Origin of the sequence: Metabacillus sp. KUDC1714, assembly GCF_014217835.1 — a bacterium.
Classification (GTDB): domain Bacteria; phylum Bacillota; class Bacilli; order Bacillales; family Bacillaceae; genus Metabacillus; species Metabacillus rhizosphaerae.
Map to the genome: position 1 here is coordinate 279525 of NZ_CP055263.1, position 16872 is coordinate 296396.

Consider the following 16872-nt stretch of genomic DNA (forward strand, 5'->3'; position numbering starts at 1 on the left):
AAGCGAGACTTCCATTTCTTAACATAAATAAGGAGCTGACAATTTAGTCAGCTCCATTAAATTAAAACATTTTTGATACGCGTTTACGTAATTTTCTCATTGAACGATTATTTGTCATGTTTGATGAACGTGCATAGTAATATGCTGCAGCACCAACACCTATAGATACTAATGAGGTTACAGTACGATTCAAGACCTATCTCCCCTTTACATGCTTATTGATCGTTCATCATCAGAAAACAAATCATCAAGTGAGCTTAATGTACCATCCTCTTCTACTTGATGAGTTAAAATTTTCCCTTTCGCAACAGAAAGTTCAATGAAGCAGCTCCAGCAATAATATTGATTTACACCGATCTTCCCTAGGTCTTTGCTTTTACAATTCGGACATGATAACAAACTTTAGCACACCTCTTTAATTCAAAAGTCTATGACGATCGCATCTTTGCTTATCATTAATGATTCACCAGAAGCCTTTACTACTTTTTTACCTTCAGCGATGTCTGCAAAAAATCCGTCCGTCAATTCGTATGCCTCAATTGTGCCCTCTTTTTCGGAAAAATATACGTCCTCTAATAAACCAAGTTTCTGTCCTTCTCTTGTTAAAACTGATTTATAGCGGATATCACCATAGGTGTTATATGAATAATTTGCTTTCATATTTTGGATTGAAATGAGCTTGTCCTTATCCCCAACCATCACACCATTTTCTCCAAGTGCCTGAATTGATTCAATTGGAACAAAGCGATCACGATTAAACAAGCCTTTTCCTTCCATCATCAGTCCGATTACAGAGCCATTGGAAGATAAACATAAATCAGCAATATGACCAAGGAGGTCCGCATTACTATTACTATATACTGGGAGCCCTTTTAGCTTTGAAAATGTCCGCAAAGAAATCTCCACCTTTCCGAACAATTTTAGCTTTAGCCTTCTTCCATAAAGTCATACGGTGTAACGTTTTCCATTCCAATATTTGCATCTTGGACAGGGAATGGAAGCTCTTTTTGTAATTCGTCTACTTCCTCAAAACCATTTAGCTTAATTTTAAGACTTGTCTGCCTGTCTGAACTATCGCTATTGGAAATCCCCCACTGTAAAGCATCTTTTTCCCCACATATAACCAAAGACCGCTTACTCCTTGTAATTGCAGTATAAATTAAATTTCGACGAAGCATTCGATAATATCCTTTTACAATAGGCATCACAACAATCGGAAATTCACTACCCTGTGATTTATGGATCGAGCAGCAAAACGCATGAGTAAACTGGTTAAAATCTTGTTTTATATAGGTAACCTCATTGCCATCAAAGGAAACGACAATCATATCTTCTTTTTCGGTATTTTCTTTTGCATAAAAAATTGAAACTATCTCTCCAATATCACCGTTAAAGACATTACTATCAGGCTGATTGACCAATTGGAGAACTTTATCACCATTCCGATAGATGGTATCACCAAATGTCATTTCTCTTTTTCCAGGTGTTTTAGGGTTAAAAAGCTCTTGAAGCAGTTTGTTTAATTGATCAATCCCTGCTGGACCTTTATACATTGGTGCTAAAATTTGAATATCTCTCGCTGTATAGCCTTTGTTGATAGCACTTTTAATTACCTTTCCAATTACCTCTTTCATTTGCGCCTGTGAGCATTGGATAAATGACCTGTCAGAGGTTGGAGATGTAATATTTTGCGGCAATTTACCTTGCTTTATATCGTGTGCAAGCTCAATTATTGATGACCCTTCTGCTTGACGATATATATCGGTTAGTTGGACCGTTGGGATGATTTTGGAGGCTAATAAATCACGAAGCACCTGACCAGGACCTACTGATGGGAGCTGATCCTCATCCCCAACCATTATTACTTGGATTTTTTCGGGAAGTGCTTTAAACAATTGATTCGCAATCCATAAATCAACCATTGACACCTCATCTACAATGAGCAGTTTTCCTGAAATCGGATTATCTTCATCATGCTCAAAACCATCAGCACCATTCCACTTCAAAAGACGATGAATCGTAACAGCTGGCATACCTGTTGCTTCACTCATTCGTTTTGCCGCACGTCCTGTTGGTGCAACAAGTAAAATCGGAAATGGTTCTTCTTTTTTATAATCCTTTGGTTCAAGAGAACATCCATGTAAATCTGCATATAATTCAACAATTCCCTTTATAACAGTTGTTTTACCTGTTCCAGGACCTCCTGTTAATAAAAGCATTGGAGACATTAACGCCTGTTGAATTGCATCCTTTTGAGTTGGAGCATATTGTACCTTCATTCTTTCTTCGAGGTTACCAAGCGAAAGCAAAAATTCAGACTCAGGAAATAGGTCATCATATTCCGTTTGTGCTAGTACTTTTTTTATGTTTTTTACTAATCCTTGTTCCGCGTAATAAAGAGATGGTATATATGCCCGTTCTTCTTCAACGATCACTTTTTTTTCATTGTTTAATGCGGATATTTCAGTTGCAATATCTGTTTCATGAATATTCTCTTGTTTTGAATGATCAAGTAATTCCTTCGTTCTTACAATTAGCTGTTCTAATGTTAAATAAACATGTCCTTCTTGTAAGCTCATATGTTCAATAATATAAAGACATGCAGCTTTAATTCTTTCTGCGCTTTTTTCAGAAATACCTAAATGCTGACCAAGCTCATCTGCTCGCACAAATCCTATTCCTTCAACATCATGAACCAATTGATATGGATTCTCTTGAATTATTGTCAAGGTTTGATCTTGATAGACTTGATAAATTTTCATGGCAAGTTGAGGTCCAAAACCAAATTGATTGAGTGCTATCATTATTTGCTCTAGCCCTTGATGGGATATTAATGACTCGACAAGTTGTTTCGCTTTATCTTTATTTACCTTTGGAATATCATCTAAAATCGAAGGGTTTTGCAGAATTTTTGAAATTGCTGATTCACCTAGTTTCTCAACAATAGCTTCCGCTGTCTTTTTGCCTATCCCTTTGAAAAGATCACTCGATAAATATTGAATAATCCCTTCCTTTGTTTGAGGGATTTCTTTTCGAAAATGTTCAGTTTGAAATTGAAGACCAAATTTGGGGTGGTTTTTAAATGTTCCAAAAAAGGTATAGGTGTCATCTTCATGCAGGAGTGGAAAGTAACCTGTAACGGTTATCTCTTTATCTTCAATATTTTCACTTGTTTCATGAACTCTTACTTTTAACACTGAATATAAGTTTTGCTCATTGTGAAAAATAACAACCTTTACAAGTCCTTTAACAAAACGTTCATTTTCCCCAAATAAATCAGCACTTTCCTGCATGAATCCGTTCTCCCTTCTTCCCTGCGTGTCATCTTATTGCTCTTTATTTTCCTTCAAGATTTTTAAAGCATGACCTGCTAATAAATGATCGGATTGTATGTTTAATGCTTTTTCTAGCATGTCAGTTGCTTTTTTCACTTCCTCTTTAAATGCATAAGCAACACCTAGATTATAATAAGCATCTGCATGTTCTTCATCAAGCTCAACTATTGTTTGAAATTGCTTCATCGCCTCATCAACTAAATCTAATTGTGCAAGACATAAACCATATTGGAATCTGGCATCGGTATCATCTTCATTTAATTCTGTAGCACGTTGAAAATATGGAAGTGATAAGCGATTTTGACCAATATTTTGCAAGCTCATTCCTAACATAAAATGTAAATCTCCGTGATCCAACCCCTTTTTCAACGCTTTTTCATACTTATTTTTCGCTTCATGATATTTTTCTTGATTAAAATAAACATTTCCTGCCCCATAATATGCAGTTGCAGCATCTTCATCTAACTCGATTGCTTTATCATAAAATTTTAATGCCTTGTCAAGCTCATTTACAGCTGAGAGCAAATTACCAAAATTGATGTAACTAATGGGATCATTCGGATTAGCTTCAATCGCCTCAGAAAAAATCGATGCTGCTTCCTCAAAATTCCCCTCTTGCATTGCTTCAATTCCACGTTGATTCATATCCATTTACAAAAACCCTCTTTCAACATTTAGTTCATATGTAGTTTCATTTAGAACGTCTTATCATAGTTAAAAGGGGCTGACTCAAACAAATGTGTCAACCCCCTTTCTTTAGTATCTCACGATTAGCCTACATACCACAGCTTTTTATCATTTTTGAACACATCATCGATTGTTCCACCACCAAGACAAACCTCACCATCATAAAAGACGACAGCTTGTCCTGGCGTTACTGCACGAATTGGCTTCTTAAACACAACTTTTGCAGTTGAATTATCCAACATTGTAACAACCACGTCATTGTCTTCTTGACGATAACGGAATTTAGCTGTACAAGTCAATTCAGAAACTTGGTTTTCTGATACCCAACTAACATTTGTAGCAATAATGGAATCAGAGTATAAAAGCTCATTATGGAAACCTTGATCAACATATAACACATTTTTCTCCAAGTCTTTTCCAATTGCAAACCAAGGGTCTCCACTACCACCGATTCCAAGGCCGTGGCGTTGACCGATTGTATAGTACATAAGCCCATCATGCTTACCCATAACTTCACCATCAAGAGTTTGCATAATTCCAGGCTGTGCTGGCAAATACCCACTTAAAAACTCTTTAAAATTTCGTTCACCAATAAAACAGATGCCGGTACTATCTTTCTTTGTTGCAGTTGCTAAATTCGCTTTCTTTGCCATTTCACGAACTAATGGTTTCTCAATATCACCTAATGGGAACATGACCTTTGATAGTTGTTCCTGACCCAACTGATTAAGGAAATATGTTTGATCCTTGTTATCATCTATGCCACGAAGCATTTTATATTCACCATCACGGTACTCCACACGTGCATAATGACCTGTTGCTAAATAATCTGCTCCCAGTGACATTGCATGTTCTAAAAAAGCTTTAAATTTAATTTCTTTATTACACATTACATCAGGATTTGGCGTTCTACCTGCTTTGTATTCATCAAGGAAGTACGTAAACACCTTGTCCCAATACTGTTTTTCAAAATTCACTGCATAATACGGAATACCAATTTGATTACACACTTCAATAACATCGTTGTAATCCTCTGTCGCGGTACAAACACCGTTTTCATCAGTGTCATCCCAGTTTTTCATAAAAATCCCAATTACCTCATAGCCCTGCTCTTTTAATCGAAGCGCCGCAACAGATGAATCAACTCCACCTGACATACCTACGACTACTCTTATATCTTTAGGATCTTTTTTCATCCCTTTCACCTCCATTGTAACTCTAAGCTGTAACTCTCTTAATAATATTTGCTATTTTCTCTGCAGCATATTGAATTTCTTCCAGACTTGTCCCATAACCAAAACTAAATCGAACTGAAGATAATACACGATCTGATTCTTTACCGAACATTGCAACTAATACATGTGATGGATCAACAGAACCAGCTGTACATGCTGATCCACTTGAAGCTGCAATGCCTGATAAATCTAAATTGACTAATAATGATTCAATATGTGTTCCTGGAAAATACACATTTAATATATGTGGCAATCCATCTAATGAATTGTTTAATTGAAATTGAAGATTTTGCTCTTCAAAGATACCAATCATTTCTTGCTTAAATGCTCTGTATTGCTCGGTTTTATGTGCACGAGTTGATAAGGCAAGATCTGCAGCATAACTAAACCCATATATCCCTGATACATTTTCTGTACCAGCTCTACGCTTCAGCTCCTGTTCTCCCCCATATAAGGATGGTTGAAGCTTCACTCCATTTTTCACGTATAAAAACCCTACACCTTTAGGTCCATTTATTTTATGTGCTGATACTGATAAAAGGTCAACACCTAAGTCTTTTACATTTATATGTTCCACTCCAAAGGCTTGTACCGCATCTGTATGAAACAAAGCTTTATGGTCCTTAAGCACGTTAGCAATCTCTTGAATAGGCTGGATTGAACCAACTTCGTTATTTCCGTACATAATTGTTACAAGTACAGTTTGATCTGTTAAATTTTCCTTAAGTTGATCAATCGAAATAACTCCTTGTTCATTAACAGGCAAATAGGTTACTTCATACCCAACATTCTCTAGATGCTTACATGCATGCAAGACAGCATGATGCTCAATTTGCGTGGTGATGATGTGCTTACCCACATGTTTATTTGCTAAAGCTGCTCCAATAACTGCCAGATTATCAGCCTCAGTACCACCACTTGTAAAAATAATTTCTCCAGGTGTTGCCCCGATATGATTAGCAAGATTTCTTCTAGATTCATCAGTAATGCGTCGGGCTTCTCTACCAAATGAATGGATGCTTGAAGGGTTACCGAAGTTTTCCAACATAATCGGCAGCATTTTTTCAAGCACCTCTGGATGCAATGGGGATGTTGCAGCATGATCTAAATAAATTCGTTTCATCAGGCAACCCCTCCTATCTTAATGTCTAGAACAGTTTTAAATATAAAACATATAAGGCTCTTGCTCTCCGTCTGTATAGCTCGCAAGATCTTCTAGTGTTGTATTATCAAGTACATCCGCTACTGCATCACGAATTTTCACCCAAAGTTGTCTCTTAGCTGGTTCTTCATCCTCTAGTACTTCAACAGGGCTTATCGGTCCTTCAAGAACACGTATAATATCACCTGATGTAATGTTCGTCGGCTCATCTCCTAAAATATAACCACCATAAGCGCCTCTTATGCTTTTTACGAGTCTTGCATTTCGTAGTGGAGCAATTAGCTGCTCTAAATAATGTTCTGACAAGTCATGGGCTTGTGCAATACTTTTTAATGATGTTGGACCTTCTCCATGCTTTCGTGCCAACTCAATCATAATTGTTAAACCATAACGTCCTTTTGTCGATATTTTCATACTAACACCCCTATATTTTACGATCTAGCAACCTATTTTCTTGAATAGTTCCCTTGTTACTAGATAGTTTGATTAACAGTCGATCCGTTGATATATGACAAAACGGTATCATCATCCCTGCTACATATCCAATCGTTACCGTTGTAATGATTGTTCCAATATATACCGGTCCACCTAAAAACCAGCCAATACCTAATACAATAATTTCAATAGCGCCTCTAATAAAAGTTATCGATTTCCCTGTTTTTTCTACTAGAGATATCATTAAACTGTCCCTAGGTCCAGCACCACATTTAGCTGATATATATAATCCCATCCCGTACCCTAATACAATAATGCCTACCATAAGCATAATCAATTGTCCGATAAATGATTCAGGTGTCTTTAAAAACGGCATCATTAAATATAAATCAATAAAAACTCCAATACTTAGCATGTTAATAAATGCACCAAGTTGTGGTAGCCTTTTTGTTAAAAGTGTTGCTACACAAAGAACGATTGCACCAGTTAATATCGTCCAAGTTCCAATCGTTAAGCCCAGTTGACGATACAGCCCAATGTGGAGAACATCCCAAGAGGAAACTCCTAAATCTGCTTTAATTGTTAACACTATTCCTAATGACATAATTAGCAAGCCTATAAAATATATCACCCATTTTACAATGGATACAAAGATATTGTTGTTATTCTTCATGCTATGATCCCCCGATATGCTTTGAAGAAACTTCTAAGGTGTAAGACAAGCATGCACATCCTTTAGACTAGAGCATTTATTTTCTAAGTTTCTTACTTTGAACATTAGCCATTATAGCATATTATTAACTTATTAGGCACTAAAACCGACTTTGCTGCTTGGACATAGTGATTTTCATTATTCACCAGTAAGGTCACAACACATACCCATCTAATCACTAATCATGACATTTTCACTAAACGTTTGGAGTGTTTAAATTGAAGCAACCACTTGCATATAGAATGCGACCAAAAAAATTAGAAGATATTATCGGTCAAACCCATTTAGTAGCAGAAGGAAAAATTATTCAGCGCATGGTTAAAGCAAAGCATTTGTCCTCAATGATATTATACGGACCCCCTGGTATTGGAAAAACATCGATTGCTACGGCGATTGCAGGTAGCACTGGTACAGCCTTTCGCAAGCTTAATGCTGTTGTTAACAATAAAAAAGATATGGAAATTGTTGTTGCAGAAGCAAAGATGTCAGGAAAAGTAATTTTAATTTTAGACGAAGTACATCGTCTTGATAAAGCAAAGCAAGACTTTTTACTACCTTATCTTGAGAATGGAATGATTATTCTAATCGGGGCGACTACAAGTAACCCTTATCATTCAATTAATCCAGCGATACGAAGTAGATGTCAGATTTTCGAACTACATTCACTAGATGAGGAGGATATAAAACAGGCTTTACTTCGGGCAATTCATGATAAAGAAGATGGATTAGGAATACAGGAGATCGAAATAAGTGAAGATGCTTTACATCATTTAGCTGGCAGCTGTGGAGGTGATGTACGGTCAGCACTAAACGCACTTGAATTAGCTGTTTTATCTACTGAGGCTAATAGAGATGGTTTAATTGAAATTACTATTGAAATAGCTGAGGAATGTCTGCAAAAGAAAAGCTTTGTTCATGATAAAGACGGTGACGCCCACTATGATGTGATTTCTGCATTTCAGAAATCTATTAGAGGTTCTGATGTAAATGCCGCTTTACATTATTTAGGTAGACTAATTGAAGCTGGTGATTTAGTAAGCATCAACAGAAGACTATTAGTCATTGCGTATGAGGATATAGGTCTTGCAAATCCACAAGCAGGAGCGCGAACATTAGCAGCAATTGAAGCAACTGAACGATTAGGATTCCCTGAAGCAAGAATTCCGCTTGCAAATGCAGTCATTGAATTATGCCTTTCACCCAAATCAAATAGTGCTTATCAAGCATTAGATAACGCGATCTCTGACATCAGAGCTGGAAAAATAGGTGACGTTCCCATTCATCTAAAGGATGCACATTATCAGGGTGCAAAAGCGTTAGGCAGAGGAATTGATTATTTATATCCACATGATTATGAAAATGGCTGGGTAAAACAACAATACCTGCCAGATCGTTTAAAAAACAAAGTGTATTATGAACCGAAAAAAACTGGAAAATTCGAATTAACCTTAAGCCAAGTGTATGACAAGCTATTGAAGCAACAAAGAAAGTGAGAACGTCTAAGCTAACAAAAAGAGGCTAGAATAGCCTCTTTTCTGTTATTTTTCATCTTTAACTCGAACAATCTTGATATCCTTAACTAAATCAGTTACAACATATCCTCCCATAATTAACCCCGCTACAGAAGGTACAAATGCATTGGATGCTGGAGGCATTTTTGCTTTACGGATTTGTGCAGCATCATTACCAACCTCTTTACGTACATCTTCACGAATGACAATCGGACTTTCATCAGAGAAAACAACCTTTATTCCTTTATGAATTCCTTCTTTACGTAAACGAATACGAATAACCTTCGCCATTGGGTCTGTATGTGTTTTCGAAATGTCGGCAACTTGAAACCTAGTAGGATCCATTTTATTTGCCGCACCCATACTGGAAATGATCGGAATCTTTCGTTTTAAACATTCCTTCATTAAATGAATTTTATAAGAAATGGTATCAGATGCATCTATTACATAATCAAGCTTTTGATCAAAAAATTGCTCGTAGGTTTCTTCTGTATAAAACATCTTGAGAGAAATAACTTCGCAGTCAGGGTTTATATCCTTTATTCGCGCTTCCATTAAGTCAACTTTCGGTTGACCAACTGTTGAGATTAGTGCGTGAATTTGACGATTTACATTTGTAATATCTACATCATCTTTATCAACTAAAACCAATCGCCCTACTCCAGATCTAGCAAGTGCTTCCGCTGAAAAAGAACCGACACCGCCAATACCTAGCACAGCAACAGTACTATTCTTTAGTATATCTAAACCTTCTTTACCAATCGCTAATTCATTACGTGAAAATTGATGTAACAACTAACTCACTCCAATTATTATCCAATTAATTTCACTGTCATTTCATAATGACAGTATTTTTACCTGAAAACGAATATAACATACATTGTACGAAAAGCAAGAGATTTTATAGATCTACAAATAAGGAATTTCAAGAAACCTCGTTTCAAAACTCCCCAAGCTGAATGTATTATCATTTTATTTATTTTCAGGGTTTCAGTGCCCTTTTGTATTAACAAACAAAAAGGGTCTATCCTCTCAATCCTTAATAATTAGTACAAACCTAGGTAATGTACTATCTATAAGTTTACATTGAGGGGTCAGACCCTTAGTCAATCATATGTAGTAGTCCCAATCGTGCCGTCGCCGTTTCCCTCGTTTTGATCCCGCCCTTAGCAGGTGGGTGCTTTATTCTTAGAGGTTGTAAGTCCTCTTTAACGAGTTAGAGAGGCATTTACTCTGTCAAGAAACACAAGCTCCCGTAGAAAAAATGTTAGGTCAAAACTAGGTGTACAACTAACACATCAGGACTTTAATTGTTATTTTTTAAAATAATATCATATTGAAAATATCATTTCAAGATCTTGACTAGATGCAATTAATGATTTAGTCACGTAATTCTAAATTCAATTCTTCTAACTGCGCTTCACTTACAGTACTTGGGGCATTTGTTAATAAATCACTCGCACTCGCTGTTTTAGGGAAAGCGATTGTATCTCTTAAATTTGTACGACCAGCTAATAGCATTACTAATCGGTCTAAACCAAGAGCTATACCACCATGTGGTGGTGTGCCATATTCAAAAGCGTCTAATAAGAAACCAAATTGTTCTTTGGCCTCTTCATCAGAGAAGCCTAATAACTTGAACATTTTTTCTTGAACGTCTTTTTCAAAAATACGAATTGATCCGCCACCTAGCTCGTATCCATTTAATACAATATCATATGCCTGTGCTTTCATATTACCCGGATCTGTGTCAAATAAACTTAAATCTTCACGAGCTGGCATTGTAAATGGATGATGTGCTGCATAATAACGTTTTGTTGCTTCGTCATACTCAAGTAATGGCCAATCAACAACCCAAAGAAAATTATATTTACTTTCATCAATTAACTGTAGGTCTTTACCAAGCTTTAATCGAAGCGCACCTAGGGAATCCGCAACAACTGATTTTTTATCAGCTACAAATACTAGCAAATCACCGACTGTTGCTTCCATTGTTCTAACTAATCCTTTTTGCTCTTCTTCAGTGAAAAATTTAATAATCGGACCTTTTAAACCATCTTCTTCAACTTTTAGCCAAGCTAACCCTTTTGCTCCGTATGGTGCAACGAATTCAGCTAGTGCATCCATATCTTTTCTAGAATATTTATCAGCAGCACCTTTAACATTGATTGATTTTACTTGACCACCATTTGCTACTACACTGCTAAATACTTTCAGGCCACTGTCTTTAACAATTTCACCTACATCAACAAGCTCTAAACCAAAGCGTGTGTCTGGCTTATCAGATCCAAAGCGCCCCATTGCCTCGTCATATGGCATTCTTTGCATTGGTAGGTTAATCTCAACACCCTTTGTTTCTTTCATAATTCTTGCCATCATTTTTTCTGTCATGGACATAATATCATCCTGACTCATAAATGAAGCTTCAATATCAATTTGTGTAAATTCAGGCTGACGGTCAGCACGTAAATCTTCGTCACGGAAACAGCGAGCTATTTGATAATATTTATCAAACCCTGACACCATTAATAGCTGTTTAAAGATTTGTGGTGATTGTGGTAATGCATAAAATTCACCTTCATGTACACGACTAGGTACTAAGTAATCACGAGCTCCTTCAGGTGTGCTCTTTGTTAAGATTGGCGTTTCAATATCTAAAAAGCCACTTTCATCTAGGAAATTACGCATTGATTTAGTTACATTGTGACGCATTTGAATCGTATTAAATAGTGCTGGTCTTCTTAAATCTAAATAACGATATTTTAGACGAACATCCTCGGATACTTCATCTGATTTATCCTCAATTAAGAATGGCGGATTTTTAGCTGCGTTTATAATCGTTACATTCTCAACAATAACCTCTATTTTCCCAGTTGGGACATTTGGGTTTACTGTTTCTGCATCACGTTCAACAACTTTCCCAGTTATATCTAACACATATTCACTTCGAACTCGCTCAGCAATTGCTAATGCTTCCTCAGAAATTTCTGGGTTAAAAACGATTTGAACAACACCTGTGCGATCGCGAAGATCAATAAAAATAACTCCTCCTAAATCACGTCGTTTTTGCACCCACCCTTTTAATACGATTTTTTCTCCAATAGCTGACTCTGGTACTTCTCCACAATAATATGTACGGCCAAACATGGTACCCTCTCCTTTGTTAATCAAATAGATGTTTGTTTTAAATAGACTTTTTTTGCAAACTTTGTTGCTATTTACTAAGTAGTGCGGTGTGGTTGATTTCCGCTTCAGATGCTCGCTTTCCGCGGGGCGGGCGGTGAGCCTCCTCGGCGTAAACGCCTGCATGAGTCTCACCTGTCCCGCTACTCCCGCAGGAGTCTCGCACTTCCGCTCCAATCAACCTAAAGTATTTTAGTTTTAAAGCAACATTCTCTTAGAATAAGCTTTTAAATAAGAAATAAGTTGATCAATAGCAATATCTTCTTGGACACCTGTCTCCATATTCTTAACAGCTATCACATTTTTTTCAAGTTCATCATCACCCAATACAGCTACAAATTTAGCCTGATGACGATCTGCAGATTTGAATTGAGCTTTCATTTTTTTATCTTCATAGTCTTTTTCTGCTTTTAAGCCCGCGTTTCTCATCTCATAAAGCAATGAAACAGCACGATCCTTTGCTTGATCCCCCATTGTAACGATATAACAATCTATGTCACTAGAAATCGGTAAAGTTACATTTTCGGCATCAAGAGCTGCTAAAAGGCGTTCAATACTTAAGGCAAAACCAATCCCTGGAGTCTCAGGTCCACCAATTTCTTGAGCAAGTCCATTATAGCGGCCACCTCCACATAAGGTTGTAATGGCTCCAAAGCCTTCAGCATTACTCATGATTTCAAAGGCAGTATGATTATAGTAATCTAAGCCTCTTACAAGCCCAGGATCTACTTCATAAGGGATCCCATTTGCAGACAAATATTGCTGAACTTTATTAAAGTAGCTTTTTGACCCATCATTTAAATATTCAAGAATCGAAGGAGCGGTCTTCATTAATTCATGATCGCGATCCTTCTTACAATCTAAAATTCGCAAGGGGTTTTGTTCTAAACGTTTTTGACAATCTGAACAAAACTCTCCAATTCTCGGCTCAAAGTGTGAGATTAATGCCGTGCGATGTGCTGTGCGACTATCTGCATCACCTAGGCTGTTTATCACAAGCTTTAAACTCTTTAAACCAAGTGTTTGATAGAGAGACATCGCAAGTGAAATAACCTCAGCATCGATAGCAGGATCATTACTTCCAAGTGCTTCTATACCAAATTGGACAAATTGACGAAAACGGCCAGTTTGCGGACGTTCGTATCTAAACATTGGTCCAATGTAATAAAGCTTAGTTGGTTGAGATGAGTTTGCATAAAGCTTTTTTTCCACAAAAGAACGTACAGTCGAAGCGGTTCCTTCAGGTCTTAGCGTCATGCTTCTTCCCTTACGATCTTGAAATGTGTACATTTCCTTTTGAACAATATCAGTACTTTCACCAACACCTCGTGCAAATAATTCTGTATGTTCAAAGATCGGCGTACGTATTTCCTTATATTGATATCTGTTACATAATTCTCGTGCAGTATTTTCTACAAACTGCCACTTTTCTACTTCTCCAGGTAAAATATCCTGAGTTCCTCTAGGAATCTGGAATGACATCACTTTCTCCTCCTATCTAAAAGCGGAAGCGCCTTGTTCAGCCCCGACAAGCATAAGACGATTCCTACAAAAACATAAAAAACTCCCGTCTCTACAAAATGTAGGGACGAGAGTTATACCCGTGGTTCCACCCTAGTTGAAATAATAATAGTACTATTTCCACTCAATCAGTTAACGCCTGTAACGTTCTGCTCCTACTAAACAAACTGTTTTTCAGAGAGAAACCTAAGGAGTGTTTTTCAATAAGTCATCATGTAGAAATGCTTTCAGCCAAAGGCATTTCCTCTCTATTCATGTGTACTCTTATTTACTTTTCTCCCTCACCGGTTCAAAGCCTATGTAAGGTATTTTTCCAAATCGAATTACTCGAATTTTATCTTATCATACGAATGTTTGACGTACAATGTCAAGAACGATTTAAATGTTTTTTTAAATTCTTTACTTCTCTTAGTGAAATTCCAAATTCGGATGCCAATTCCAATGATGTATCATTTTGTTCTTTTACCATAAAATCATGAAAATCCATGCCAAAAACATCATGTCGCGTGTGTGTTAATTCTCCCTTTTCACTATTTCTCATCTGCATTACGTCCCTTCAGATTAAGTCTCATACAAATATCTTTACCTATTTTGGAAGAATTTATTTCAACTTTTAAAAGGAATGTCGATATAAGTAGAGAAATGTTTAGTTTAGCACCTAGAAAAGGAGGATTTTTCGTTGATTCGCAAAGGCATGACCATGTACATATGTTTTACGCTACTTTTTATTGCTTCATTTGTAAGTCCGATTAAATCGACTGCAGCTAGTGAACAAGTGACAATTAATGTTGATCTGCTAAATGTTAGAAGTGGGGCAGCTCTTACTTCTTCTGTTCTTGCCAAAGTAAAAAAGGGCCAAACTTTTGATGTCGTAGAAAAGAAAAATGATTGGATTAAAATTAAACTTTCAAGCAATTCAACTGGCTGGGTTGCAGCATGGCTTGTGACAAAGAAAGCTAATAGCACTTCTTCATCTTCATCAGTTTCAAGTGGAAATGGAACAGTTGAATCCAAAGCTACTGGATTAAGATTTCGTTCAGGACCAGGAACATCATTTGGAGTTATTGGTGTGTTTGAAAAAGGAAAAACAGCTACTTACTTAGACAAAAGTGGAGAATGGATCAAGATTTCTTACTCAGGTAAGCAAGGATGGGTAGCTGCTAGCTATGTAAAAACGAATGGAAACTCGAACAAAGCAACACCGTCCAAAGTCAAAAAAACAGCAAGTATCACCGCTACCTCCCTTAATGTCAGAAAAACGCCCTCTACTAAGGGTACTCGTGTCGGGAGCCTAAGAAAGAATGCTAGTGTTACTATTATTCAAGAGCAAGGTGGCTGGGCACAAATCGAAACAAACGCTATTAAAGGCTGGGTACATAGCGATTATTTAAAACTTAGCAGTTCAGGTTCATCAACAGAAACACCTTCAACCACAAGCCCAAGCACAACGGTCAAAGCAAGTGGAACTGTTACTGCTACATCCTTAAATGTAAGGAATAATGGTTCTTTAAATGGTAAGGTTGTTGGGACTGTTACTAAAGGAATGAAGGTTTCGATTACTGAAGAAAAAAATGATTGGTACAAAATAACCTTTAGCTCAAATAAAACAGGCTGGATTGCTGGATGGTATATTTCAAAAACTATCGATAAAACAAGCTCTTCCCCAAGTACAACTAATAAGAAGCATGTAAAAATCATTTATAATGGTACAAACATTCGATCAGGTGCCTCAACTAGCAAATCAATTGTCAAACGAGCAAGTTTAGGAGAATCGTACGAGATCATCGAAACGGTTGGTGATTGGTACAAAATTAATCTTGGAAGTACAATTGGCTATATTGCAGGTTGGGTTGTTGAGACAAGCGGTGTTAGTTCTCCTGTGACAAAGCCTGGTTCTGAGCAATACGTTAAAAATAAAACAATTGTTATCGACCCAGGTCATGGCGGACAGGATAGCGGTGCTGTTGGGACAAGGGGTACACTAGAAAAAAACTTAACATTAACAACAGCTAAATTAGTTTATGACAAACTAAAATCAGCAGGCGCAAATGTTTTTTTAACTCGTTCTAATGATACATATATAAGCCTGAACTCAAGAGTTCGCACGTCACATTATCGTAATGCCAAAGCGTTTATTAGTCTTCATTATGATAGCACAACTGATAGAAGTGCTAATGGAACAACAGCTTACTATTACAGCTCATTAAAGGATGCACAACTAGCTTCGAAATTGAATTCGCAATTAGTCAAACAATCTAATCTAAGAAACCGTGGTATCAAATATGGAAACTTCCATGTACTTCGTGAAAACAATGTACCTTCAACACTTTTAGAGCTTGGTTTCTTAAGTAATCGAACAGAAGAATTAACTGTTAATACATCAAGCTATCAGGAACGTGTATCACAAGGTATTTATAATGGACTGGCTCAGTATTTTAAATAACTTAAAAAGAGGTAAGCCGATTGGCTTACCTTTTTTTAGTATCAAAATTTATAACTTTACTTACTCAGTTTTGGTGTCTAGCTCCAGCGCCTAAACCCACTTAGGTCTACAGCCACTCAGGAATTGAAGACAAAGAACGTCTTCTATTCCTGAGCGACTATGCCGGCCTTAGTCTGTTCAAGGCGCCCTGAGCTTTTCTTATTTGCTCTCAACAATCAATGTCACAGGTCCTACATTTGTAAATTGAACATCCATCATCGCTCCGAATATTCCTGTCTCTACATGGAGGCCTTTTTCTCGTAATTTCGTATTAAAGATCTCATAAATTTCATTTGCATAATCTGGTTTAGCCGCATTCATATAATTAGGTCGTCTTCCTTTTCGGCAATCACCATATAAGGTGAATTGTGAAACAGATAAGACTTGTCCATTTACATCTAATAATGAATGATTCATTTTACCAGCTTCATCTTCAAAAATTCTTAAGTTTACTATTTTTTCTGCGAGGTATTCAGCGTCTGCTTCAGAATCATCATGGGTAATTCCAACTAGCACCATTACACCCTCATCTATTTGACCAACTACTTTATTATCTACAGTAACTTTTGCTTCTTTTGCACGTTGTATAACAACTTTCACAATAATACC

General features: G+C 36.8%; 16 protein-coding genes, 1 other RNA gene and 1 other annotated feature. Of the genes, 2 read left to right on the forward strand and 15 right to left on the reverse strand.

Annotated elements, in window-relative coordinates:
• Positions 1–61 precede the first annotated feature (61 nt).
• The 9 genes from HUW50_RS01435 to HUW50_RS01475 all read right to left on the reverse strand — a co-directional run bounded on the left by HUW50_RS01435 (position 62) and on the right by HUW50_RS01475 (position 7527).
• Positions 62–193: a YrzQ family protein gene (locus HUW50_RS01435; RefSeq protein WP_066334504.1), complete on the reverse strand. Its 132-nt coding sequence runs from the start codon at positions 191–193 to the stop codon at positions 62–64.
• A gap of 14 nt (positions 194–207) precedes the next feature.
• Entirely contained in the window at positions 208–399 is a 192-nt protein-coding gene (locus HUW50_RS01440) for a hypothetical protein (RefSeq protein ID WP_066334501.1), read from the reverse strand.
• 21 nt (positions 400–420) lie between these two features.
• Positions 421–894 (reverse strand): PRC-barrel domain-containing protein, encoded by a 474-nt coding sequence (locus HUW50_RS01445; RefSeq protein WP_066334499.1) that lies wholly within the window; start codon positions 892–894, stop codon positions 421–423.
• A 32-nt stretch (positions 895–926) separates the two neighbouring features.
• Entirely contained in the window at positions 927–3293 is a 2367-nt protein-coding gene (gene recD2, locus HUW50_RS01450) for an SF1B family DNA helicase RecD2 (protein WP_066334497.1), read from the reverse strand.
• A 33-nt stretch (positions 3294–3326) separates the two neighbouring features.
• Positions 3327–3986: a tetratricopeptide repeat protein gene (locus tag HUW50_RS01455; RefSeq protein ID WP_185653643.1), complete on the reverse strand. Its 660-nt coding sequence runs from the start codon at positions 3984–3986 to the stop codon at positions 3327–3329.
• A gap of 119 nt (positions 3987–4105) precedes the next feature.
• Positions 4106–5218, reverse strand: coding sequence for a tRNA 2-thiouridine(34) synthase MnmA (gene mnmA / locus HUW50_RS01460; protein ID WP_066334491.1), 1113 nt, complete (start codon positions 5216–5218; stop codon positions 4106–4108).
• Between the two features lie 22 nt (positions 5219–5240).
• Positions 5241–6380 (reverse strand): cysteine desulfurase family protein, encoded by a 1140-nt coding sequence (locus HUW50_RS01465; RefSeq protein ID WP_066334485.1) that lies wholly within the window; start codon positions 6378–6380, stop codon positions 5241–5243.
• Positions 6381–6416: 36 nt separating this feature from the next.
• Positions 6417–6833, reverse strand: a complete 417-nt coding sequence (gene cymR, locus HUW50_RS01470) for a cysteine metabolism transcriptional regulator CymR (protein WP_066334484.1) — start codon at positions 6831–6833, stop codon at positions 6417–6419.
• Between the two features lie 10 nt (positions 6834–6843).
• Complete coding sequence (locus HUW50_RS01475) at positions 6844–7527, reverse strand: YczE/YyaS/YitT family protein (RefSeq protein ID WP_066334482.1); 684 nt, start codon at positions 7525–7527, stop codon at positions 6844–6846.
• Between the two features lie 281 nt (positions 7528–7808).
• On the opposite strand from HUW50_RS01475, the gene HUW50_RS01480 reads away from it, so the two are divergent.
• Positions 7809–9059, forward strand: coding sequence for a replication-associated recombination protein A (locus tag HUW50_RS01480; RefSeq protein ID WP_066335477.1), 1251 nt, complete (start codon positions 7809–7811; stop codon positions 9057–9059).
• 45 nt (positions 9060–9104) lie between these two features.
• On the opposite strand, the gene HUW50_RS01485 is transcribed toward HUW50_RS01480, so the two are convergent.
• The 5 genes from HUW50_RS01485 to HUW50_RS01505 all read right to left on the reverse strand — a co-directional run bounded on the left by HUW50_RS01485 (position 9105) and on the right by HUW50_RS01505 (position 14328).
• Entirely contained in the window at positions 9105–9872 is a 768-nt protein-coding gene (locus HUW50_RS01485; RefSeq protein ID WP_066334480.1) for a tRNA threonylcarbamoyladenosine dehydratase, read from the reverse strand.
• A gap of 323 nt (positions 9873–10195) precedes the next feature.
• A non-coding RNA gene (ssrS, locus tag HUW50_RS01490) (6S RNA) lies at positions 10196–10385 on the reverse strand.
• A gap of 72 nt (positions 10386–10457) precedes the next feature.
• On the reverse strand, positions 10458–12224 hold the full coding sequence (gene aspS / locus HUW50_RS01495; RefSeq protein WP_066334472.1) for an aspartate--tRNA ligase: 1767 nt from the start codon (positions 12222–12224) through the stop codon (positions 10458–10460).
• Positions 12225–12458: 234 nt separating this feature from the next.
• Positions 12459–13742: a histidine--tRNA ligase gene (gene hisS / locus HUW50_RS01500; RefSeq protein WP_066334468.1), complete on the reverse strand. Its 1284-nt coding sequence runs from the start codon at positions 13740–13742 to the stop codon at positions 12459–12461.
• A 99-nt stretch (positions 13743–13841) separates the two neighbouring features.
• Positions 13842–14075, reverse strand: a binding site (T-box leader).
• Positions 14076–14148: 73 nt separating this feature from the next.
• Positions 14149–14328, reverse strand: a complete 180-nt coding sequence (locus HUW50_RS01505; RefSeq protein ID WP_157094419.1) for an RNA polymerase subunit sigma-70 — start codon at positions 14326–14328, stop codon at positions 14149–14151.
• Positions 14329–14460: 132 nt separating this feature from the next.
• Here HUW50_RS01505 and HUW50_RS01510 point away from each other — a divergent pair, with 132 nt between their 5' ends.
• Entirely contained in the window at positions 14461–16224 is a 1764-nt protein-coding gene (locus HUW50_RS01510) for an N-acetylmuramoyl-L-alanine amidase family protein (RefSeq protein ID WP_083964663.1), read from the forward strand.
• 198 nt (positions 16225–16422) lie between these two features.
• On the opposite strand, the gene dtd is transcribed toward HUW50_RS01510, so the two are convergent.
• A complete protein-coding gene (gene dtd / locus HUW50_RS01515; RefSeq protein ID WP_066334467.1) occupies positions 16423–16863 on the reverse strand; it encodes a D-aminoacyl-tRNA deacylase in 441 nt (146 codons plus the stop codon).
• Positions 16864–16872: the final 9 nt, after the last annotated feature.